General features: G+C 62.9%; 21 protein-coding genes. 14 read left to right on the forward strand and 7 right to left on the reverse strand.

The window, feature by feature from the left end:
- Positions 1-31 precede the first annotated feature (31 nt).
- From GVL04_RS02360 to pdxS, 5 genes are read right to left on the reverse strand one after another with little or no spacing between them, the layout of a single operon-like run.
- Entirely contained in the window at positions 32-799 is a 768-nt protein-coding gene (locus tag GVL04_RS02360; protein WP_159698914.1) for an SDR family NAD(P)-dependent oxidoreductase, read from the reverse strand.
- Positions 796-1,767 carry a DMT family transporter gene (locus tag GVL04_RS02365; RefSeq protein ID WP_159698917.1) on the reverse strand — a complete coding sequence of 324 codons (972 nt, stop codon included), beginning with the start codon at positions 1,765-1,767 and terminating at the stop codon, positions 796-798. Before GVL04_RS02365 ends, GVL04_RS02360 begins: the two co-directional genes overlap by 4 nt.
- Positions 1,764-2,372: a TetR/AcrR family transcriptional regulator gene (locus GVL04_RS02370; protein WP_159698920.1), complete on the reverse strand. Its 609-nt coding sequence runs from the start codon at positions 2,370-2,372 to the stop codon at positions 1,764-1,766. Before GVL04_RS02370 ends, GVL04_RS02365 begins: the two co-directional genes overlap by 4 nt.
- A 39-nt stretch (positions 2,373-2,411) precedes the next feature.
- On the reverse strand, positions 2,412-2,753 hold the full coding sequence (locus GVL04_RS02375) for a hypothetical protein (protein WP_159698923.1): 342 nt from the start codon (positions 2,751-2,753) through the stop codon (positions 2,412-2,414).
- A gap of 5 nt (positions 2,754-2,758) precedes the next feature.
- Entirely contained in the window at positions 2,759-3,658 is a 900-nt protein-coding gene (gene pdxS, locus GVL04_RS02380; RefSeq protein ID WP_159698926.1) for a pyridoxal 5'-phosphate synthase lyase subunit PdxS, read from the reverse strand.
- Between pdxS and GVL04_RS02385 the strand changes: the two genes are divergently transcribed.
- The gene (locus GVL04_RS02385; RefSeq protein ID WP_159698929.1) at positions 3,657-3,794 is read left to right on the forward strand and encodes a hypothetical protein; all 138 of its coding nucleotides are present in this window, start codon (positions 3,657-3,659) and stop codon (positions 3,792-3,794) included. The genes pdxS and GVL04_RS02385 overlap by 2 nt on opposite strands.
- Before the next feature lie 103 nt (positions 3,795-3,897).
- Here the strand turns inward: GVL04_RS02385 and GVL04_RS02390 are convergent, their stop codons facing one another.
- A complete protein-coding gene (locus GVL04_RS02390) occupies positions 3,898-5,364 on the reverse strand; it encodes an amino acid permease (RefSeq protein ID WP_159698932.1) in 1,467 nt (488 codons plus the stop codon).
- Positions 5,365-5,557: 193 nt separating this feature from the next.
- On the opposite strand from GVL04_RS02390, the gene GVL04_RS02395 reads away from it, so the two are divergent.
- The 12 genes from GVL04_RS02395 (at position 5,558) to GVL04_RS02450 (ending at position 19,778) form a co-directional block, all read left to right on the forward strand.
- Positions 5,558-6,247 carry a GntR family transcriptional regulator gene (locus tag GVL04_RS02395; protein WP_159698935.1) on the forward strand — a complete coding sequence of 230 codons (690 nt, stop codon included), beginning with the start codon at positions 5,558-5,560 and terminating at the stop codon, positions 6,245-6,247.
- Positions 6,248-6,272: 25 nt separating this feature from the next.
- Complete coding sequence (locus GVL04_RS02400; RefSeq protein ID WP_159698938.1) at positions 6,273-7,430, forward strand: CdaR family transcriptional regulator; 1,158 nt, start codon at positions 6,273-6,275, stop codon at positions 7,428-7,430.
- Between the two features lie 23 nt (positions 7,431-7,453).
- A complete protein-coding gene (locus tag GVL04_RS02405) occupies positions 7,454-7,888 on the forward strand; it encodes an antibiotic biosynthesis monooxygenase (RefSeq protein WP_159698941.1) in 435 nt (144 codons plus the stop codon).
- A gap of 135 nt (positions 7,889-8,023) precedes the next feature.
- On the forward strand, positions 8,024-9,253 hold the full coding sequence (locus tag GVL04_RS02410) for an amidohydrolase family protein (protein WP_159698944.1): 1,230 nt from the start codon (positions 8,024-8,026) through the stop codon (positions 9,251-9,253).
- Between the two features lie 31 nt (positions 9,254-9,284).
- On the forward strand, positions 9,285-10,535 hold the full coding sequence (locus GVL04_RS02415) for an MFS transporter (RefSeq protein ID WP_159698947.1): 1,251 nt from the start codon (positions 9,285-9,287) through the stop codon (positions 10,533-10,535).
- A gap of 162 nt (positions 10,536-10,697) precedes the next feature.
- Positions 10,698-11,414: a haloacid dehalogenase type II gene (locus tag GVL04_RS02420; RefSeq protein WP_159698950.1), complete on the forward strand. Its 717-nt coding sequence runs from the start codon at positions 10,698-10,700 to the stop codon at positions 11,412-11,414.
- Between the two features lie 95 nt (positions 11,415-11,509).
- On the forward strand, positions 11,510-12,787 hold the full coding sequence (locus GVL04_RS02425; protein WP_159698953.1) for an aspartate aminotransferase family protein: 1,278 nt from the start codon (positions 11,510-11,512) through the stop codon (positions 12,785-12,787).
- Positions 12,788-12,794: 7 nt separating this feature from the next.
- Positions 12,795-15,707, forward strand: coding sequence for an FAD-binding and (Fe-S)-binding domain-containing protein (locus GVL04_RS02430; RefSeq protein WP_159698956.1), 2,913 nt, complete (start codon positions 12,795-12,797; stop codon positions 15,705-15,707).
- 2 nt (positions 15,708-15,709) lie between these two features.
- The gene (locus GVL04_RS02435; protein ID WP_159698959.1) at positions 15,710-17,170 is read left to right on the forward strand and encodes an NAD-dependent succinate-semialdehyde dehydrogenase; all 1,461 of its coding nucleotides are present in this window, start codon (positions 15,710-15,712) and stop codon (positions 17,168-17,170) included.
- Between the two features lie 155 nt (positions 17,171-17,325).
- Positions 17,326-18,021, forward strand: coding sequence for a carboxyltransferase domain-containing protein (locus tag GVL04_RS02440; protein WP_159698962.1), 696 nt, complete (start codon positions 17,326-17,328; stop codon positions 18,019-18,021).
- On the forward strand, positions 18,018-18,248 hold the full coding sequence (locus GVL04_RS02445) for a hypothetical protein (protein ID WP_159698965.1): 231 nt from the start codon (positions 18,018-18,020) through the stop codon (positions 18,246-18,248). Before GVL04_RS02440 ends, GVL04_RS02445 begins: the two co-directional genes overlap by 4 nt.
- 360 nt (positions 18,249-18,608) lie before the next feature.
- The gene (locus tag GVL04_RS02450) at positions 18,609-19,778 is read left to right on the forward strand and encodes an MFS transporter (RefSeq protein ID WP_159698968.1); all 1,170 of its coding nucleotides are present in this window, start codon (positions 18,609-18,611) and stop codon (positions 19,776-19,778) included.
- An 834-nt stretch (positions 19,779-20,612) separates the two neighbouring features.
- Here GVL04_RS02450 and GVL04_RS02455 read toward each other — a convergent pair.
- On the reverse strand, positions 20,613-21,566 hold the full coding sequence (locus tag GVL04_RS02455; protein WP_159698971.1) for a LysR family transcriptional regulator: 954 nt from the start codon (positions 21,564-21,566) through the stop codon (positions 20,613-20,615).
- Between the two features lie 113 nt (positions 21,567-21,679).
- Here GVL04_RS02455 and GVL04_RS02460 point away from each other — a divergent pair, with 113 nt between their 5' ends.
- The gene (locus GVL04_RS02460) at positions 21,680-22,666 is read left to right on the forward strand and encodes a hydroxyacid dehydrogenase (protein WP_159698974.1); all 987 of its coding nucleotides are present in this window, start codon (positions 21,680-21,682) and stop codon (positions 22,664-22,666) included.

Genomic DNA, 22,666 nt, shown 5'->3' on the forward strand with positions numbered 1-22,666 from the left:
AGTCCCGCCGTCGGGTGCTTCGGTGGTTGTCTTAGGCCGCGGTGTAGCCGCCGTCGACGGGTATGGAGGCGCCGGTGAGATACGCCGCTCGGTCGGAAGCGAGGAAGAGGACAGCGTTCGCGACGTCCTCCGGCTTGGCTACGCGTCCCAATGGGATACCTGCGGCCACGCTGCGCGCGGCTGCTTCGGAGTCGGGTTGCGCGGCTACCCACTCGTCGAACAAGGCTGTTCGGGTCATGCCCGGCGCGACGGCGTTTACCCGGATGTTGTGTGGGGCGAGTTCGACCGCCGCGGATCTCGTCAAGGCCAGGACGGCGCCTTTGGATGCTGCGTACACGGACATCGTCGGGACCCCGATGGAGGCCAAGCGCGAGGTGACGTTGACAATGGAACCTCCCCCGAGGATTTTCATGACCGTGCCCGCTGCCTGAAGCATCGCCATGGTTCCAAACGTGTTGGTTTCGAACACCGCACGGATCTCTTCCATGGGCGTAGAGAGGATGTCGCCAGTGTGGTCGATGCCGGCATTGTTGACCAGGACATCGAGCCTGCCGGCGAAGGCCAAGGCCGCTTCGGTCACATGGGTAGCTGCATCGGATTCCGTCAGGTCTGCCGGGTAGAAGCGAGCACCGGATCCGAGCTCCCGTGCAAGCGCTTCGCCCCTGCTTTGGGACCGCCCCGTCAGCAACACCCTATAACCCTCCGCGTGGAGGGCTCGGGATGTGGCTTCGCCTATTCCGGAGGTAGCGCCGGTGACTATCGCTACCCGGGGGCTGCTTGTCTGCGGTGTCGTTGTCATCGGACCGGTCCTGTCGTCGCTGGTTCCAAGGGTATGGCTTCCTGTCTAGCCTCGGTCTTTTGACGGCGCTTTGGACGGACGTTGACCAAAACCAGGCCCGCGATCACCAGCGGAAATCCGATCCACCCTTCGGGCCGGAACGTTTCCCGGAGGATCAGGACGGCCAGGATGGTGGCGACCACGGGTTCGAGGACGGTGTAAAGAGTCGCTGTGGAAGCTTTCATGCGGCCCAGGCCGAAGGCGAACAGAGTGTGGCCCAATGCTGTGGGAATAACCGCCAGATAAAGCAGGATGGACCAGACAGGTGCGCCGGAGGCACCCTCGCCGGTGAGAGCCAGCAGTCCGAGCATAGGCAGGGCGGCGGTGCCTTGAATGGCTGCAACGACGGTCCGGTGCGCCATGCCGTCCGGTCGCGTCCCGCAGGGTTGGATCAACCTGCCAGTGGCGAAGGCGTAGAGGGCGTACGTCACTCCTGCGACAAGTCCGGCCACAACACCGGGAATGAGGCCCGCTGCGTCTCCGGAGCCGTGGTCTTCGCGGGCCGCCAACAGGAGTCCGGCCCCGGCCACCGTGACGAGCATCGCCACCGTCCAGACGGCGGTAACGCGCTTGCCGTCAACGATCCATTCCAGGATGCCGGCGAAGAGCGGGCCGGAGCCGATCGAAATAATGGTTCCCAAGGCTGCCCCAGTCAGGGATACGGAAACGTAGAACAGGGGCATGTACAGCATTAGGCCAAGGGCACCAAGCACGATGTAACGGGTGGCTCCCGGTGTTTTGAAGGATTTCAGGACGGCTTTGAGGGAGATCAGCCCCAGAATGAGTCCGCCGATGCCGACACTTGCGGCGCCCACAGCGATGGGGTTTACCTGCGGGATGAGGACTGAGGCCACCCCCGTTGTTCCCCAGAGCGTTGCCGTGGTGATGACAGCCGGGGCGGCCCACCGGGTCGAGTTGTTGGCCTTCACAGTGCCGATACCAACTCACGGGCCATCCCGCGGGCTTCGGTCAGGCAGGTGTCGTTGCCCTCCAGACCTGCACGGGCCATGGCTCCTTCAAGGAGGAAGGACAGCTGCTTGGCTGTTGACGCGTTGAGGGCGGTTCGTCTGGGGGCGATCTCCTGCAGATGCCCTGCGAGGAGGCGTTCAACTTCTTCCTTATGCAGCTTCACGATGTCCCGGCCTGGATCCCCGACCGGGAGCTCAGCTGCGGCGTTCAGCAGCCCGCAGCCTCGGAAACCACGCTCGTATTCGAGGTGGGCGTGGTCGGTGTAAGCGTCGAAGACGGCAAGAAGACGGTCCGCCGACTCGGCGGCTTGGTGGAGTCTGCGGTGGTACAGACCAAGCCACTCCTGGTGGCGCTCGTTCAGGTAGGCCGTGACCAGCTCGGACTTGGAAGCGAAGTTGTTGTAGAGGCTCATCTTCGCCACCCCGGCATCAGCCGTAACGGCGTCGATGCCTGTGGAGGCCAAGCCGTCGGCGTAGAACAACTTGGATGCCGACGCGAGCAGCTTCTCCCGGGCAGGACGCTTCCGCTCCTTCTGGCCGGTATTGCCGGCAGCCGTCTTGGTCATCGGATCCTCAATTCTGACTAGGTAGACCAGTCTACCTAATCATTTGGTGAAGTCACAAGCTGTTATCCCTATCCAGTTCGACGTCTTCCAGACCTTGCAGCCCTCCTCCTCGTACACGGCGGTGCGGCCACCGCCGCCGTCCTTCCAAAGCCAGAAGACCGAAGCATCGTTGGCGACCGCATCGATAAGTCCCGCGAAGATCTGTCCGTCGGGAAGCTGCACGACGACCCGATCCCCGGCATTAAGGAAAACCCAGTCGTGCAAGCGCATGGGCGCGTCAGAAGGTGCTTGCATGACCGTAGGCAGGACGGGTGCCACGTCAGAGGAACGGCACCCGCGGTGCTCCACGACCGACACATCGGTCGACTTGATGTCGGTCATGAGACTTACCAGCCGCGTTCTGCGAGGCGGTGGGGCTGCGGGATCTCGTCGACGTTGATGCCGACCATCGCTTCGCCGAGGCCGCGGGAGACCTTGGCAATAACATCAGGGTCGTCATGGTAGGCAGTGGCGTTGACGACGGCGGCGGCACGCTCTGCCGGGTTGCCGGACTTGAAGATACCCGAACCAACGAATACGCCGTCAGCGCCGAGCTGCATCATCATCGCAGCATCAGCCGGGGTAGCAATGCCACCGGCAGTGAACAACACCACGGGAAGCTTGCCGGTCGCGGCAACTTCCTTGACCAGCTCGTACGGGGCCTGCAACTCCTTGGCCGCAACGTACAGCTCATCCTCGGGCAGGGCGGCGAGCTTGGCGACCTCCGAGCGGATCTTGCGCATGTGCCCGGTGGCGTTGGAAACATCGCCGGTGCCGGCTTCACCCTTGGACCGGATCATCGCCGCGCCCTCGTTGATGCGGCGCAAAGCCTCACCGAGGTTGGTGGCGCCACAGACGAAGGGAACCGTGAAGTTCCACTTGTCGATGTGGTTGATGTAATCGGCCGGGGTCAGGACCTCGGACTCGTCAATGTAGTCCACACCGAGGGACTGCAGGACCTGGGCTTCGACGAAGTGGCCGATGCGGGCCTTGGCCATGACCGGAATGGACACGGCAGCGATGATCGCATCGATCATGTCCGGATCGGACATACGGGACACGCCACCCTGGGCGCGGATATCGGCCGGGACACGCTCGAGCGCCATGACAGCGACAGCACCGGCATCCTCAGCGATGCGGGCCTGCTCGACGTTAACGACGTCCATGATGACGCCGCCCTTGAGCATCTCCGCCATGCCCCGCTTAACGCGGCTGGAGCCAATCGTGGGTGAGGACTGTTCAGTCATGGGTGTACCTTCTTCTGCGTTGGGTTTGGAAGGCGGTGGGCTGGGGCAGGAACCGCCACTGAACGGCGGCACCGTTCAGTGGCGGCATCAGGTCACCGCGTTGAAGCGTGATGCGTTCCGCCGGGTCCTGGGTTGATTCCCAGATTCCGGAAGTGGGACAGTGGCTGCCAGTGCCGGCGACCCTGTCTTCGCGCCGCATCATTCGCGCTGCGCCGCGTGGCCTGAGTTCCTGCAGGTTCTCAGCCAACTTCTTGCCGTTCACGGAGGGCCAGCCGGCGGGGGCTGTTGGGGTTGAGCATGGAGTTCTTGCGTCCGTAGAACCAGTAGACGATAAGGCCGATGATGAGCCACCCGCCAAAGCGGACCCAGGTGTCCCAGTGGAGCTGAAGCATCAGGAAACCGGAGGCGAGGAGTCCGAAGATCGGGACGACTGGCATGAAGGGAATACGGAAGGTCCGGGGTGTGTCCGGGCGGGTCTTGCGCAGGACGATGACGGCGGCACATACGACGACGAATGCGGCGAGGATGCCGATGTTGGTCAGGTCGGCGACCAGGCGGATGGGGAACACGCCGGCGAGCAAAGCCGAGGCGATGCCGGCGATCCAGGTCACGCGCAGCGGTACACCGCGCTTGCGGTCGGTCTTGGCGAACCAAGCCGGGAGCAGGCCGTCGCGGCTCATGGAGAACCAGACGCGGGTGACGCCGAGCATGAACGTGAGCATGACAGTGAGGATGGAGACAACAGCGAAGGCCGAAATGATGGTGGCGATGGTGGGCATGCCGACCGAGTCAAACGCTGAAGCGAAGGCGCTCTGCGGGTTGATTTCGGTGTACTTCTGCATGCCGGTCAGCACCAACGTCGCCAGAACATACAGGGCCATGGCGATGGCCAGGGAGAGCAGGATGGCCTTGGGCATGTGCTTCTTGCCATCGACGGCTTCTTCGGCGGCGGTGCTCATGGCGTCGTAGCCGAAGACGGCGAAGAACACGGTGGCTGCCCCGGCCATGGCCGGTTCGAAGCCATTGGGCATGAAGGGGACGAAGTTTTCGGTGTGGATGTGGAAGATGCCGATGCCGATGATTGCCAGCACGACGAGAATCTTCAGGCCGACGGCGACCAGTTCAAAGCGCCCGAAGCTCTTGGAGCCGCGGCTGAGGATCCAGGTAACCAGCAGACAGGTCAGGATCGCGGGGAGGTTGATGATCCCGTCGGGTGTTTCGGGGGTATGGGCGTAGGCGAGGGCTGCTGGCAGTTCGATGCCGATGCCACCCAGGAAGGCCGAGAAGTACCCCGAGATTCCGATCGCGACGACGGAGACGATCGCGGTGTATTCAAGCAGGAGGTCCCAGCCGATGAACCAGCCGACGATTTCGCCCAGTGCGACGTACCCGTAGGTGTATGCGGATCCGGCGCGCGGAATCATGCCGGCGAATTCGGCGTAGGACAGTGCGGCGGCGGCGCTGGCAAGTCCTGCGATCAGGAAGGATATGACAACGGCCGGGCCCACTGCAGGGTTGACGGCATCACCGCGGGCCACAACACCGGCGAGGGTGAAGATGCCGACGCCGATGATGCCGCCAACGCCGATGGCGGTGAGCTGCCAAAGACCCAGGGACTTCTTGAGTCCGGAGCCATGTCCGTCCTCCTCTCCGACTTCGTCGATGGGTTTGCGACTGAGCACGGAATAGCGCGCAGGACTGGACATGTAACTCCTGAAGTAGTGGGTAGCCGCTCTTGGGCACTTCTGTGGGCACCAGAGCTGACGGTGACGTGGGTAACAAGAGTCTGATCCACAAAACGTAGGATTGTCAACAATAGGTGAATTGCCTCTAGCCTGTATCGGTCGGAAGAAGTATGATTGTTGACAATCATCCGATCATTCGATACATGAGGAACACATGAAACGCACCGAGGGCTTCCAGCCCATTAGCCAGGAGTCCACCCCGGCGCTCATTGCCGCGCAGCTCCGCAGCCTCATCAGCAAAGGCTCCATGGCCCCGGGTGCTCAGCTGGTCGAAATGGACATCGCCGGCGCGCTTGGTGTCAGCCGCGGTCCCATCCGCGAAGCAATCCAGCGACTGACCCAGGAAGGCCTGCTGGTCAGCATCCGCAACAGGGGTGTCTTCGTCGCGGAATTTGGCGAGGCGGACATCCGTGACATCTACGAGGCACGCACAGCAGTCGAGAAAGCCGCCGCGGGTCTGCTCGTTGAGGGAGACCACTCAAGCGCCGGCGCGGAGCTCCTCGTCAAAGTCGACGACATGGAAGCGGCCCGGGCGAAAAGCAACTCGGAGGCAATGTCTGAGGCCGACGTGGCCTTCCACGAACGGCTGGTCGCCATGGCGGCGAGCCCCCGCCTGTCCCGCATGCATGGAACACTCCTGACCGAAACCCGCATGTGCCTGAACCGGCTCGAAGGCCGCTACCTGGACGAATCGGTCCGCGTGGCTGAACACCGTCACATCGCCGAGGCGCTGAAAGACGGCAAGACAGAACTACTCATGAAGCTGCTGGACGCCCATAAAGACGATGCCCTCGCCCGGCTCTTGACCGAGAAGCCTTCAGCAGCCACTTTGCAGACGGCCTAAGACAAGGATTGGCCTGTGATGCATCGTGTTTGATGACCTGCAACGACGGGTCAACGAGATCGCCCGCCAAGTGGGCCTTCCCGTCTCCCTGACAACTCCGGACCTTGATTCCATCGTTTTCAGCCCGCATTCCGGGCTCATCATCGATGCCGTGCGGTCCAAGTCGCTGCTGAGCCGCGGCACCGAAGAATGGGTGGTGCGCTGGTTCCGGAAAGCGGGAGTCGGAAGTTCCCTGGAGCCGACATTCGTTCCCGGAATTCCCGACAAGGAGGCGATGTCCCGCTGGGTTGTTCCGGTTCACTCCGGCGGACTGATTCTCGGGTACCTGTCCATCCTCGATCCGGACGCCACGTGCGAGCCCGCAACACTCGAATCGGTGGCCGGGCAGGCTTCGGACATCGGCCGCATCATGCTGGACTCCGAGGAGTCAGCGCGTCTGGCGAAGGATCGACTGCGCCGTGCCCTAACGAGCCTTGGGGCCGACCAGACCGTGGCCGTCAAGGAACTGTGTGACCAGCTGGGCACCCGCGTCCAGGCGTGGGTCATCGCCGTCGGTACATCTGTCGAGTCGACGTCCGGTACTGGGCCCCATGAGACCAAGACTGCAGCCGCTCGTCCCGGGAGGGCACGAAATCCGGGGGCGCTCAGCATCGAGTGCAAATTCGAGGACCATCATGCGTTCCTTCTGGCGGGCGACGCGGATGTCGACCCGGCGATCCTTGCAGATCTCGCCCCCTGCTGTCCTACGCTCGTGGTGGGCGCAGGCAACCCGGTCGAGGACCCGCGGCATTTGCCTCGCTCCTACCGACAAGCCCTGGGGGCTCTGCGGACGGCGACGGCAAACGGGCGTGGCACCACACGCTGGTCCGACCTGACCCCGATCAAGATCCTTTCCCTCCAGGACCCCGACGTCCTCGCCGACACAGTTCCTGACACCATCGCTTCCCTTGGTCCCGACAGTGAACTCCTGGAAACTGTGGACCATTACCTGGACCACGGTCGCAAACCCGACCTGATTGCCGACAGCCTCCACATTCACCGAGGCACGCTGTATTACCGGCTCCGAAAATTCGAGGATGCCACCGGCTTGGATCTCGAGTCAGGCAAAGACCGCCTGACCATCCAACTGTCCTTGGAAGCTCTCAAACTCCTGAGGGCGCCGAAATGGCATCACGCCCAGTAGACCTGAAACCCGAAAGAAGACACATGCTCCGCACATACCTGCTCCTCCGCCCTGCCCCGGGCTCACTCGGGGCACTCGTCTCGTACTACCGCGACAACGACGTCATCGGCGCCGCCGTGCCCTATGGGCTGCAGATCGGCGAACTGGCCCACCCCGCGGAGAACGCCAATACCGTTGCCGTCGTTTCCGTGTGGCCTTCGCAGGAGGCGTACCAAGGATGGCTGACCGCGCCGGAACGCAAGTCCCTCATCGCCGGAATGATGCCCCTCCTGGACGGCGGGGACTCCATTTCCGGCTGGACCAAGGAAACCGACGCTGCCATAGCCACCGACTTTTCAGTGCTGTTCGGCGACCGGCCGATCAGTATCCGGATCCGTTGCGAGGACAGGACCCGCCAGCGCCCCGACATCGACGTCCCGGCAGGGGCAAATCCTTCCGACCAGCAGGACCGGAAATAGACCAGCGTTCAAACAGGACTTGAACGGCAGTTGAATCAGCGGCGAAGAACACTGACCTCCCGTCCATAGTCCAGAAGTGACCCCGGTCATAGGCTTTAGTCAACAATCCGACAAAAAGCCTGAAAGCGACCGACAATGTCAACTTCACTTATCCTGGCCAATGCCACGGTCATCACCGCCGATGGAACCGACCCCATCGAAAACGCCTTCATCCGCGTTGATGGTTCCCGGATCTCCCGCATCTCCCGCACCGCAATCCAGAGCACCGACGCCAACGTCATCGACTGCACCGGCATGACCGTGATGCCGGGCCTGATCGATGCCCACACCCACATTTCCGCCGGTGACTACCTGAACAAGGTCCACCTCCTGCCGACCGCGGTGAACGCCGCCCGCGGCTTCCGGGCTCTGAGCGAATGCTTGGACTACGGCATCACCACCATCCGCGACGCAGGCTTCACCGACTACGGCTTCAAGCAGGCTGTCCTGGAAGGCAGCGCCGAAGGGCCCAGGATGCACCTGGCCATCGCCCCGCTCAGCCAGACCGGCGGGCACAGCGACTTCCGCACCCGCGAAGAAGACGACTACCGCCAGGCCGACGGGATCTACCACCCAGGCATGGTCGCCGACGGCCCGGACGCCTGCCGCCGGGCAGCCCGTGAAGTCCTACGCCGCGGAGCGGACCAGATCAAGATCATGGCCAGCGGCGGCTGCACCTCCCCGACCGACAGCGTGGACCACACCCAGTTCACCGACGAGGAAATGCGGGCCATCGTCTACGAGGCACGGGCTCAGGAAAAATACGTCATGGCCCACGCCTACACCCCGCAGTCCATCCTGGCCTGCGTTGCAGCGGGCATCCGCAGCATCGAACACGGCAACGGCGTAGACGAAGAAGCGGCCGACGCGATGCGCGAATCGGGTACCTTTGCCGTTCCGACGGTCGCCACCTACGAGCTGCTGCTTCGTGACGGACTGGCCGGCGGCATGCCCGAAGACCAGGTCACGATGGTCAAGAAGGTTCTCGGGACCGCCTACGAGGCACTCGAAATCCTCAAAGACCGGGGCGTCAAAATCGCCTCCGGTTCAGACGTCCTCGGACCCCACCAGGGCTACAAGACCTACGAGCTCGAACTCAAGGCCCGGGTTCTCGGGGCGCTGGGCGCCCTCGAGGCAAGCACCCGCACCAACGCCGAACTGATCGGCATGGATCAGGACCTCGGCACCATCACCGAAGGCAAGCTCGCCGACCTCGTGGTCCTCTCCCGCGATCCGCTGGCCGACATCACCGCCCTGCAGGACAAGAGCACCTTCCAGCTCGTCCTCAGCGAAGGCCGCATCCTCCGCGACCGCCGCAACGCCTAAGAACACTCCCCCAACAACAAGGAACACTGACATGCAAAGCCAAAGCACCGTCGTCTCGCCACCGGATGCAAACGAACAAGCCCAAGCCAAGAAGGCCTATGTTGCCGCCGGCATCGGTTGGGGCCTGGACGGACTGACCTGGACCATCTACGGTTTCGCTCTCACCGCCGTAGGACCCGTCCTCGGGTTCACCTCCTCTACAGCAGGTTGGATCACGGCCATCAGCATCGTCGCCTCCGCAGTCGGAGGCGCCCTCGGTGGCGTTCTGGCCGACAGATTCGGACGCGTCCGCACACTGACCTGGGTCATCCTGGGCTACTGTCTCTTCACCGGTCTGACCGCCACGTCCCAGGACGTCACCCAGTTCGCCATCTGGCGCGTCCTTGAAGGCCTGGCCTTCGGCGCCGAATGGGCCGTGGGTGCCGCACTGGTCTCCGAATACGCCCCCGCCCACAAGCGCGGTCGCATCCTCTCGGCCATCCATAGCTGCTACGCCCTTGGCTGGGCACTTTCCACCGCCCTCTACCTCTGGGTCTTCTCCATCACAGATCCGGCCGTCGGCTGGCGCTACCTGTTCTTCATCGGCGTCATCCCCGCCATCGTTGCCTTCTGGATCCGCCGCACCGTCAAGGACAAGGTTCCGGTTACCAAAAAGCCCAAGGGCTCCAAGCTTCCACTCACCATGCTCTTCAGCCGCTCCCAAATCCGCACGACCCTGCTTGCGACACTGCTGGGCATGGGTGTCCAGGGCATCTATTACTCCGTCTTCGTCTTCCTCCCCTCGTTCCTGAAGACCGAACGCGGCATGAGCGTCGTCGGCACCGCCACCTACACCTGGGTTGTCATCATCGGTTCGTTCCTGGGCTACGTGGTCTCGGGCCACATCCATGACAAGTTCGGCCGGCGCCCAACCTTCACGTTCTTCTTCCTGGCATCCATCGCCTCCATCGTCCTGTTCATCCTGACCCCGGCGGCTCAGCCAGCGATTGCTCTGCCGATCTGCTTCCTGCTTGGCTTCTTCGCTTCCGGTCAGGCTGGCGGTCTCGGCGCGTACCTCGCAGAGCTTTTCCCAACCGAGATGCGTGCCACCGGCCAAGGCTTTGCCTACAACGTCGGTCGCGGCGTCGCCGCCTTCGGCCCGCTCTCCATCGGCCTGTTCACTGCCACCCTGGGCCTAGGCAACTCCATCATGATCGTTGGTGCCATCGGCGCTACTTTGGCTTTGCTTGCCGTCTGGGCACTGCCCGAAACCCGCAACAAAGACATCCTCGCGGATCACTAAATATTTTTTCGTAGGATTGTTGACAATCATCTTGCATACGATCATTATTAATACAGGTGGTCAGCGCCACATCCTGACCCGGCGGGGCTCTTCCCCACAACGGTAAGAAATCCGGCCAACGCCCCGCCCGGGGCCATCAACGACAAACCAAAGGGAAAGAACATGTTCGAAGAATTCGACGCCCTTAGCTTCGACTGCTACGGCACACTGATCGACTGGGAAGCCGGCATCGCAGCCGTTCTCGGACCGTGGGGCCGGGCAGCACGTCCCGAACTGACGGACGAAGACCTCCTGCTCGCTTACGCAGACGAAGAGGCCCGCATCGAAAAGGAATACCCGACCACCCTGTACCCGCAGGTCCTGGCCGAAGCGTTCCGGGCAACCGGCAAGAAGCTCGGGATCCCTGTCTCCGATGCTGACGCTGAGAAGCTGGGATCCTCCGTTCCGGAATGGCCCGCCTTCGACGACTCGGTCGAGGCACTGCGCAAGCTCAAGACCCGCTTCAAGCTGATCATCCTGTCCAACATCGACAAGAAGAGCTTCGAAGGCAGCAACGCCCGCCTCGGTGTTGAATTCGACCGCATCATTACCGCGGAAGAAGTCGGCAGCTACAAGCCGAACCAAAAGAACTTCGGCGCATTGAACGCGTACGTCGACGCTGAGGGCCTGAAGGTTCTCCACGTGGCCCAGAGCCTTTTCCACGACCACGTTCCTGGCCGCGCTGCCGGCCTGAAGGGCGTCTGGATCAACCGCCGCCACAACCGTCCGGGCTGGGGCGCAACCCCCGATCCCGGCGCCGAGGTCCAGCCTGACTGGACGTTCACCTCGATGGCCGAATTCGCTGACGCAGCCGTCCCGCAGACGGTCGCCTCCAACTAAGCTCCGGCTTACCCGATCCGCGGCCAGCACCCCGAGACCCCTTGCGGCGGTACCAGGGTGCTGGCCGCACCACTATCCAAAGATTGGTAAATCCGATGACTTCCCTCAGCCCTATCCTCAAGCAAGCCACCCCCGTCGTGGTGGACCACGCGCTCGGCTCCTGGATCTACGGCACCGACGGCCGCGAGTACCTGGACTTCACCACCGGCATCGGTGTGACCAGTACAGGCCACTGCCACCCGAAGGTTGTCGCGGCCGCCCGCGAGCAGGTCGGCAAGATCATCCACGCCCAGTACACCACCGTGATGCACAAGCCACTGCTGGAACTGACCGAGAAGCTCGGCGACGTCCTGCCCACCGGCCTTGACTCCGTCTTCTACGCAAACTCCGGCTCCGAAGCCGTTGAAGCTGCCATCCGCTTGGCCCGCATGGCCACCGGCCGACCAAACATCGTCGTCTTCCAGGGCGGCTTCCACGGCCGCACCGTAGCCGCCGCCTCCCTGACCACCGCCGGCACCAAGTTCTCCGCCGGATACTCCCCGCTGATGGCCGGCGTGCACATGTCCGCTTTCCCGTACGCCTACCGCTACGGCTGGGACGAAGCAACCGCCGTCGAGTTCGCCCTCCAGGAACTGGACTACCTGCTCAAGACCCGCACCGCCCCCAACGACACCGCAGCATTCCTGATCGAACCGGCCCTCGGCGACGGCGGCTACCTGCCCACCCCACCGGCGTTCATGGAAGGTTTGCGCGAACGCGCCGACCTGCACGGCATCAAGCTGATCTTCGACGAGGTCCAGGCAGGTGTAGGCCGTACCGGTAAGTTCTGGGGCCACCAGTACTCCACCGCGACACCGGACATCATCATCACCGCCAAGGGCATCGCCTCCGGCTTCCCGATCTCCGCGATCGCCGCCTCCACCGAGACCATGTCCAAGGCATGGCCCGGTTCCCAGGGCGGAACCTACGGCGGCAACGCCGTTTCCGCGGCCGCCGGTGTGGCAACGCTCGGTGTCGTCGAAGAAGAAGGCCTCGTAGAGAACTCCCGCGTCCGTGGCCTGCAGCTGCAGGCCGGCCTGAAAGCCATCCAGTCCCGCTTCCCCGTGATCGGCAACGTCCGCGGCCTGGGCCTGATGCAGGGCATCGAATTCACCACGCCCAAGGGCACCCCGGACGTGGCAACGGCCGCCGCCGTGCAGCAGGCCACCACCGACCAGGACCTGCTGACCCTGACCTGCGGACCTGAAGGCAACGTGGTCCGCCTCATCCCAGCCCTCGTCGTCACCGAAAGCGAAATCGAAGCCGGACTCCAGCGCTTCGAAGCAGCAGTCGGAGCCGTCGTCGGCGCAGTACCGGCAACCGCCGGAGTCTAGGCACGTCATGACCCACGATGTTCTCTCCGCCCCGGAGCACGCTCCGATCCTCGCCAGGCTTGAAGCCTCAGGCGTACCCGTGGACTCCTCAGGCCACCGGGTGGCCGCGTACTCCTACGACGCGTCCAACTACCGGGTACCGCCCATCGCCGTCGTCTTTCCACGCACCGTGGAGGACGTCGTCGAGGTCGTCAACGCCTGCCGTGAAACGGCCACACCCCTGATCAGCAGGGGCGGAGGAACATCGATGGCCGGCAACGCCATCGGACCCGGCATCGTGTTGGACTTTTCCCGGCACATGGACCGGATCCTATCCATCGACGAAACCGCAGGGACCGCCGACGTCGAAGCCGGCGTCATCCTTTCCCACCTGACCCGGGAGACTGAAAAGACGACCGGCGGCAAGCTGACTTTCGCCCCCGACCCGTCCTCGAAGAACCGCGCCACCATCGGCGGTTCCATCGGCAACGATGCCTGCGGCAACCACTCCGTACGCTACGGGCGCACCTCCGACCACGTTGAAGAAATCGACGTGATCACCACCGACGGCGCCAGGCTTACCGCGACCTCCACCGGCCTGCGCGCCACCGACACCTCGGACGCGTTCTCGGTCTCGCGTGCCTTCGAACTCGGTGAGGAGCTCAAGCAGCTCGCCCAGGACCATCTGGCAGCCTTCCGTGTCGAGCTTGGCCGGATCCAGCGCCAGGTCTCCGGCTACCACCTGGCGAACCTGCTGCCCGAAAACGGCCTGAACGTCGCCCGCGCCCTGGTCGGCACCGAAGGCACCTGCGCCATCGTTGTCCGCGCCCGGATGAAACTCGTCCCCAAGGCCCCCAGCGCACTGCTGGTCTGCCTCGGCTACGCAGACGTCGTGGACGCGGCAAAAGACATCGAGACCATCCTCGAATTCTCCCCGGCCGCTGTAGAAGGCATCGACGAAGCCATCGTGGACACCATGCGGGTGCGCCGCGGGGCCGACTCCGTGCTCGGACTCCCCCAAGGGAAAGCCTTCCTGTACGTCGACCTGGACGGAGACAACGCTGATGACGTTGCCGCCGAAGCGGACCGCCTGATCGAACGACTGGCCGGCAATGGCCGCCTCGTCGACGGCCGTGCCGTACCGGACACCACCGAACGCGCCACCCTGTGGCGTGTCCGCGAAGACGGCGCGGGTCTGTCGTCCCGTCCCGCCAGCGGCGGTGAGTCGATGGCAGGCTGGGAAGACTCCGCCGTGGCCCCGCAAAACCTTGCGGCGTACCTAGGAGACTTCCGGCTCCTGCTGGACGAGTTCGGGCTGACGGGCATCATGTACGGCCACTTCGGTGCCGGCTGCATGCACATCCGCATTACCTACGACCTGCGCAGCGACGAAGGCCGGACCGTGTTCAGCAAATTCAGCCAGGCGGCCGCCGAACTCGTGGTCCGCCACGGCGGTTCCCTCTCCGGCGAACACGGCGACGGACGCGCCCGCTCGGCACTCCTGCCCGTCATGTACTCACCCGAAATGATCGCCGCGTTCGGCACGTACCGGAAACTGTGGGACAAGGCCGACATCCTGAACCCGGGGTCCATCACCGATGCCGACGCCATCGAGGAGAACCTCGCCCTCGAAGGGATCCCGGACCGCGAGTGGCGAACCCACTTCGAACTCCGTCCTGTCGAAGCCGCCGCTGCCGGCGCCGATGCCTGGGTGCACGCCGTCCAGGCCTGCATCGGTGTCGGACGTTGCCGTTCCGACGCCGGCGGGGTCATGTGCCCCAGCTACCGGGCCAGCGGCGACGAAAAGGACTCCACCCGGGGCCGTTCCCGCGTGCTCCAGGACATGGTCCGGGGCGCCCGGACCATCGACGAGGGCTGGAAATCCGAGGACGTCCGCGAAGCACTGGACCTGTGCCTGGCATGCAAAGCCTGCTCCAACGACTGCCCCGCGGGGGTGGACATGGCGACGTACAAGTCGGAGTTCTTCTCCCACTATTACGAGGGCAAACTCCGGCCCATGTCGCACTTCTCCCTCGGCTGGTTGCCGCGCTGGCTCAAACTGACCACCTTGATCAGCCCGCTGGTCAACCTGGTTCTGGCGAGCCCGCTCGGGAAAGTCGTCGCAGCCGCCGGCGGTTTGACCACGCACCGCAAGATGCCCAAGTTCGCTTCCCGGAAGATGCTCCGCGACGCGTTGGCCCCCTACAGCAACCCGTCCACCCCGGCCGATGCAGTCCTGTTCGTTGATTCCTTCACCAAGGGCTTCAGGCCCGAAGTGGCCGGGGCTGCGGCCCGGGTCATGGAAAGCACTGGCCGCACCGTCGGCTGCGAATCCGATGCCTGCTGCGGTCTGACCTGGATTTCCACCGGCCAACTGGATACCGCCAAAAAGCTCATGGGCAAAGCGGTAGCGAAACTCGATGACGGAACCGACGCACCCATCGTCGTCATCGAACCGAGCTGCGCAGCAGCCTTGAAGAAGGACGCCCCCGAACTGCTCGGCACCGAAGCGGCAGAACGCGTCTCCCACAGGATCCGCAGCTTCGCCGAAGCGGTAAAGGAATGGGTCGACGGCGGATGGACACCCCCAGCCGTGCCGACCGACGTCACCGTTCAAACCCACTGCCACGAATACTCCACCTTCGGAGCCACCGTCCAACGCAAAGCACTGGCCGCCCTTGGCGTCGCCAACGTCAACGAAGCCACCGGCTGCTGCGGCGTCGCCGGGAACTTCGGATTCGAAGCCAACCACTACGACATCTCCATGAAAGTCGCCGAACAAGCCCTGGCACCAGCCTTGGCACAGACGGCCGCCGATGTTCCCGTTCTTGCCGACGGATTCAGTTGCGCCTTGCAGGTCAAGCAACTCGAACCCGAACGCAAGAGCCTGCACCTTGCCGAACTTCTCGACCCCCAGACCACCCACAAGACTGAAGGATGACCATGACCACCACCGCGCAGGCCCCCGTGGGGCTGAAGACCGAACTGTTCATCAACGGACGCTGGGAAGACCTTCCCGACCGTCCCCGCATCCAGGTGCAAAACCCCGCGACCGGCGAGCTCATCGCCGAAATCCCCGATGCCAGCCCCGAAGACGGACGCCGTGCAGTTGACGCCGCCAACGCTGCACAGGCGGCCTTCGCGGGCATGTCTTCCCGTGCCCGTGCCGACATTCTGCTTTCAGCCCACAAACTGCTGCTGGAATCCAAAGAAGAACTCGCCGCGATCATGACCGCCGAGATGGGCAAGCCCCTGGCCGAAGCCCGAGGCGAGATCGAATACTCCGCAGGATACCTGCAGTGGTACGCCCAGGAAGGCGTCCGGGTCCAAGGCTCACATGCCGAATCCCCCAGCGGCCGCGGACAGATCGTCCTGTCCCGCGAACCGATCGGCGTCTCACTCCTGATCACCCCGTGGAACTTCCCCTTGGCCATGGGAGCCCGCAAGATCGCACCAGCCATAGCCACCGGTTGTGCCGTCGTCGTCAAGCCTGCCGAGAAGACCCCTCTGACCATGCTGTTCCTAGCCAAGATCTTCGAACAGGCCGGAGTACCCGCCGGAACGGTCAACGTGGTCACCACGTCCAGCTCGAGCGCCCTGGTCGCTCCGCTGCTCAGTGATGGGCTCGTACGCCACCTCTCGTTCACCGGCTCAACCTTTGTGGGCAGCAAGCTGCACGGCCAGTGCTCCGATCACATGATCCGCACCTCCCTCGAACTCGGCGGCAACGCCCCGTTCATCGTCTTCGAGGACGTCGACCTGGGCAAGGCCGTCACCGAGATCACCGCTGCCAAGATGCGGAACATGGGCGAGGCCTGCACCGCAGCCAACCGCGTCCTCGTGCACGAAAGCATCGCCGAGGAACTCACCACCAAACTCACCGAGCGCTTCGCTTCGTTTCGGGTCGGCAATGGCCTGGACGAAGGCACAGAGATCGGCCCCATGATCGACGACGCCAGCGTCGAACGCATTCAGTCATTGGTGGACGACGCCGTCGCCGGCGGAGCTGAAATCCGTGTCGGCGGGACCATCCCCGATGGTGCCGGGTCCTTCTACCCGCCCACCGTCCTGGCCAACGTCTCCCGCGACGCCCGACTAACCCAAGAGGAGATCTTCGGACCGGTTGCACCGATCATCACCTTTACTGACGAGGACGACGCCATCGCCCTCGCCAACGACACCGCCTACGGTCTTGCCGGATACCTCATGACCAACGATCTGGGCCGCGCCCACCGCGTCGCACGCCGTCTGGAAGTGGGCATGGTCGGCATCAACTCAGGCATCATCTCCGATGTCGCCGCGCCGCTGGGTGGCGTAAAAGCCTCCGGTATTGGACGTGAAGGTGGCGTGCTCGGCATCGACGAGTTCCTCGAGTACAAGTACACCTTCATCCCCCACCAGTAACCACGCGCCCAGCGGCAACCGTCGCTGCTGCAAGGGCTTGGGCCCATCGCGACCCCGCACTCAGGGCCGCCAACAGACCGCGGACCGTACCGATTGCACATGGCACTGTGTTCAATCGGTGCGGTCCGCACCTATCAAACAGGAAGGACGATCCCATGACGGAGACCACCGGGATTACCTTCCTGCCTGCACGCCCCGGGAACCTCCTCATAAGGGTCGGTCATCCATCCGAGCACGGCAGATACCTCCTGGCCTTGCGGGACATGGTCGAATCCCTCAACCTCTTGGGAGTCACGCGAATCCGTGCGCTCAAAGATGGACTCCACATCGCATATGACATCAGGATCGTGGACACCGAAGACCTGGAGGACATGCTCACCGCAGCCGACGCCGCAGTCCACTTCGCCCGAGGTGACCATAAAGCCCGCATCCACAACCTGTCCGTCTCCTTTGACGGTCCCGGCAGCATCGATCTGCCCGTGGCGAGTTTGCTGCTGGGCACCTCAGAGACCGGGCTGATCCGCCGTCTGTGCCGGACGGGGCATGTCGTAGCCGCACTCACAGCTCCAGCTGCGGCCCCAGTGGTCGACGTCACCGCAACCAAAGGAATGTCGGCCTCATCTCAAGCTTGCGGGTCACGTAAAGCAGTGTTGCCCGGCACGCTTCTGCTTTCTGATGCCGGCATCACCATCGCCGCGCTCGGAGGCTTCAGCAACGAATACCAGGTTGGGCGAGTGGTCCAACGTGGGACCACACCGCCGCAACGACTCCACATCGGAGACTTCGTCAGATTCCACCACGCGTCCCCTCAGAAACCCAACGAATCCATCCCCCAGGAATGCACGAGATGAAAAAGAGAAACCAAGGTTCCGATCTGTTCGAACCGGCCCAACACGGGCAGTTCGTCCCCATGATCGCTTCGACGACGAAGAGCCGACAGAGGATTTCCGGCAATGTTGCCGGCACCAACCCGGCTGTTGGCCATCGATACCAGCGGCCGCCGCAGACTCTTGCCGCCTCCCAGTACCGGCCCAACCCGGAAACCTCATCATCTGTGGCGGGGAACAGCGTCCGCTGAAAGGAGCGTTATGAAGCCCGAACCAGTACAGTTATTCCACGATCCTCTGGCTGAAGTACCGCTTCCTAGCGCCCCTGTTTTCGTACCACAGCAGCCCAGACCGACACGCACACCACGTGGGAGCACCAGACGGTACGCAAATACCACGGCATCCCGGGCTGCTTCGTTGGAAGCTGTCGTCCGTGACCTCCGGAGATTGGAACGCAGAACCGCCAGTCGAGGCACGGAAGGATGACAAGCCTATGATTGCGCGGCAGCATCCCCGGTAACCACAGGCCAGTACTTTGCGTCCGACGCAGAGCTGCTTTGCTGACCGGAGACCGAGAGCGGCAACCATGGAAAGGAAACGTAAGGCCGGTAATGAGCACCAAGAGATTTCTGGCCGCATCAGTCCCTCCCCGCCTGGCCATGGCAGGTTCCGCCGTTGCTCTGCCCATTCTTGCCATCGAACAGACCGGTGACATCGGGATTGCCGGCGCTCTGGTCGCAGCTTCACTCGCCCCCAGTGTCATAGCCGCTCCCTTGGTAGGCGCCGCGTTGGACCGTACGCGGCGCCCCGGGGTGATGATCGCCTTCTCGTGCTTGCTGACCGCCGCCGTCACCGCTGCCATGACGTTGCTCGGTGCCGTCCCGCTGGCAGTAGTCTTCATTCTTCTGATCTTGGCCGGGGCGGTCTCACCTTTTTACATGGGTGGTCTCTCCAGCTTTGTTGCGGACGTGATGCCTCATAATCGTCGTGGATTCGCCATCGACGCATTCTCGTACAACGTCTCAGCCGTAGGCGGCCCCGCAGCCGTCGCCCTGCTCACGCTGTTCGCGCCCGTCCAGACAGCAGTTCTGGCACTCACTGCCAGCGCGGCGCTGGGAGCCATGGTGGTCTTCAGGATGGGGCTGCCCTCCCACGCCGGGACCAGCAAATCCGTCCTGAGCGCCATCACCGGCGGGGTGAAATGGATGCTCGGCCACCGCCCACTAGCGGTGCTGACGGCAGCATCAACACTCAGCCAGGTTGGTCAAGGCGGGCTCGCCGTCGCAGCCATCGCATTCTCGCTGGAACGAGTAGGCTCCCCCGATCAAGCCGCCTTCGTCGTGACCGCCTTCGCTGTGGGAGCACTGGCCGGATCACTTTATGAAACCCTGCGTCCAACACGGTCGCGTCCCCAAAAGGTCATGATGCTCGGCTTCCTGATGACAGGTCTCCTGACAATCGGCGCCACACTCGACTTGGGAATCGTAGGGACCGTGGTCTTCATCGGGCTGTCAGGTGTTTTCACTGCTTCCCCTGTAGCAGCCATGCTGTCCCTCAGAAATCACCTCAGCCCGACACATCTGAAGGCTCAGGTCTTCACCGTCGGAGCCGGCCTCCGGGCAACAGCCTTCGCCGCCGGCGCGGCCCTCGCTGGGACCGCTGCTGCCACCGGAGTAGGAGGTGCTATCCCCATAATTGGGGTGGGCCTGGTGTGGGTAGCCTCGGCAGCTCTGATGGCCGCTTATCCACGGGATCACACCCAGCTCCCACCCGACATGTGAACGCGTAAGCGCCCTTACTCCGGGTCCTCACACTGGTCCACGGGTGGTCCTTTGGGTGGTCTTTTCGGTGGTCCACGGGCGGTCCTTCCACTGGTCCATTGAGTGGTCCTTGCGCTGGTCCGTTTTGGTCGTCGATGGTGGCCAGGACCAATACTCAGGCGAATTCTGACCGGATAAGACAACGAGCGCGGCCCTGAGGGGTCACGTGAAAGGACCGCGTTCGGATCCATCAAGGGACCATGGATGGACCAGTGAAGGACCAGCCGTGGACCGCATTCTAAAAGGACCGCGGCAGCCCGCCCAGGTTCGGCTTACGTCAAGGGGCCGCGTGCGCGTGCTTTGCCTTTACAGTTCGGCATATTCGGATGGCGCCAAGCAGTATCCCTTGGTGCGCTGCATCTCACTGGATATGAGCATGTCCGGGAGCGCGGTCTCGTGCGCCACATGGAAACCGCTGCCTGTTTTTCGGCCGCAATCGCTCCCGGCCTGCCAAGGGATAAAAGTACTTCAAAGGCCAGGATCTGGTTCTCACCATCGGAACCACCCGACCCCGAAGTCAATGGCAGGTTCAACCACCGGCTATCGGCTCGAGCAAAGCATGCTGGGCTCGGTTCGACACTATTCGACCAAACCCAGCATGCGTTGGACCGCTGATAACTGCCTCTCTGTAGTGCTTTGCGCTCATCGGCAGCTCCCAGGAGAAGGGGCAGAATCCAGCGCTCACCGCCTGGTGAGGGCCTTGTCCTGGATTTCGGTAATGGTGATGTCTTCCAAAGACCTACCCTTTGTACGCACCGCGAAGAGCAACGTGGGCATCTCCGGTGTCGGGCTTGCCTAACCTGCGTCAGGAGCTCCAACTGATACGAGCTCCTGAATCGATTCGCTGTCCGTTATGGGAGATCCGTAGGTTGGCATGCGGTCCAGGTTCGGGAGCAGGGCACGCAAGGCCGGATTGCTGTTGTCCGGGTTCCAGCAGACGCTGAGACTTACCCGCCGGGAATCCACAGGGTCTAGCTCCCGGTAGACGACGCCGTCCACTCGCAAAAGCGTCGCGGACTTGGGAACAAGGGCCATCCCTCTACCGGCGCGGACCAAGGCCAGCATGGCCGGTATCTCGGACACACTATGGGATGTCAAGAAGCGATCCAGGTTCAACATGGTGGCGCACATATCGTGGAAGTACTTCTGGTCGAGGCTGCTGTAGGCAATGTAGTCGCCAACCATCGCGCCCTCGAGAGTCAGCGGCCCGGCGGCATCGGCCAGTTCATGACCGGCGGGCAGCGCCGCAACCATTTCTTCGGAGTGAAGGTGCCTGGATCCGAACATCTCAGGAACCGCGGGTCGCGCCAAGCCCACGTCTAGTTCGCCGTTAGCCAGTGCTTCGAATTGGGCCTCGCTCACCATCTCCACGATGTTGATATCCACCGATGGGAAGAGATTGTTCACATAGGTCAGAAACTCATTAAGCACTGCATACGCGCCCATCGCAGTGAACGCGAGGCGCAGCGTACCGACCTCGCCCGCTTCTGCTTTATGGGCAAGCTGTGGAAGCGCCTCCGCAATGGAAATGATCCTTCGTGCATCAGCCAAAACCAAGGCCCCGGCGACTGTTAGGGAGATCTCCTTTCCTCCACGCTCCAGGAGCTTGGCATGCACCGCCCGCTCCAGGTTTTGAATGTTTCGGGTCAACGTCGGTTGCGTTAAGTGGAGTCTTTCTGCGGCTCTGCCAAAGTGCAGCTCTTCCGCGACGGCAACGAATCCCTTGAGTTGGGACAGGGTTGGGCTCATGCATTGAGCGTATCACTGGATGCAGAAAAACGCTTGGACACGTATGACGATCTGGATTTACTTTGGATCTATCACCTCAGAAGTTGCCCACATCACACAGTTTGAAGGATCCGATGACGACTCTAGTTATGGCCATGAACCCGCAGCGAGCCGAGGACGTGTGCGATGCCGCGACCAGGCTCCGGCTGGACGAACGATTTGATGTTCGCTGGGGATCGGACACCTTTGACGCCGACGAACTGGCCCGTTTGCTTCCGGGAAGCGATGTTGTGGTTACCAGCTGGGGAACGCCCAAGCTGACGGCGGCTATGCTCTCAGACGCCGCCGCGCCGAAGATCATCGCCCACGCCGCAGGCACCGTAAAGAACGTGCTTGATCCAGATACTTTCGACTTGAACCTCGCAGTGTTTTCCGCAGGCGTTCGAATCGCCGAATCGGTTGGCGAGTACTGCCTCGCTGCAACCTTGACCATGCTGCGAAGGCTGCCGGCGTTTGATCAGGCAATGCGGGTGGACGAATGGAAACCCGCGAACGTGCGCGGACGGGAACTGACGGGCAAGACCGTAGGAATCGTGGGCGCCAGCTCCACGGCACGGGCTTTCATCTCGCTTCTGAAGCCTTTTCGCTGTGACGTAGTGGTCTATGATCCCTACCTTTCTGACGAGAAGGCACGCCAGCTGGGCGTACGCCGCGGCGAACTCGAGGAAGTAGTCAGCGCACCCATCGTCTCCCTGCACGTACCGAATCTTCCCGCCACGGAAGGAATGATCACCAGCGAGCACATCAAGTCCATGCAGGAGGGAGCACTGCTGATCAATTCGTCAACCGGTCCCACGATGGACTACGACGCACTTGAGGCCGAGATTTCCAAAGGCAGGGTTTTTGCTGCCCTGGACGTCTACCCACAGTCACCTCCCGCATTATCAGCCAACTACACAGACTCACCCAACGTACTGCTGACACCTCACATCGCCGGCGACTCGGTAGAGGGGCACCAGGCCTTGGTGGGCTTCGTGATCAAGGACGTAGTCAGTTGGCTCGAACACGGGCAACGCGGCGAAAGCTACGTCGATCTCTCCGCACTCTCCCGGTCGGCATGA

The organism is Arthrobacter sp. 18067 (assembly GCF_902706295.1).
Taxonomy (GTDB): domain Bacteria; phylum Actinomycetota; class Actinomycetes; order Actinomycetales; family Micrococcaceae; genus Arthrobacter.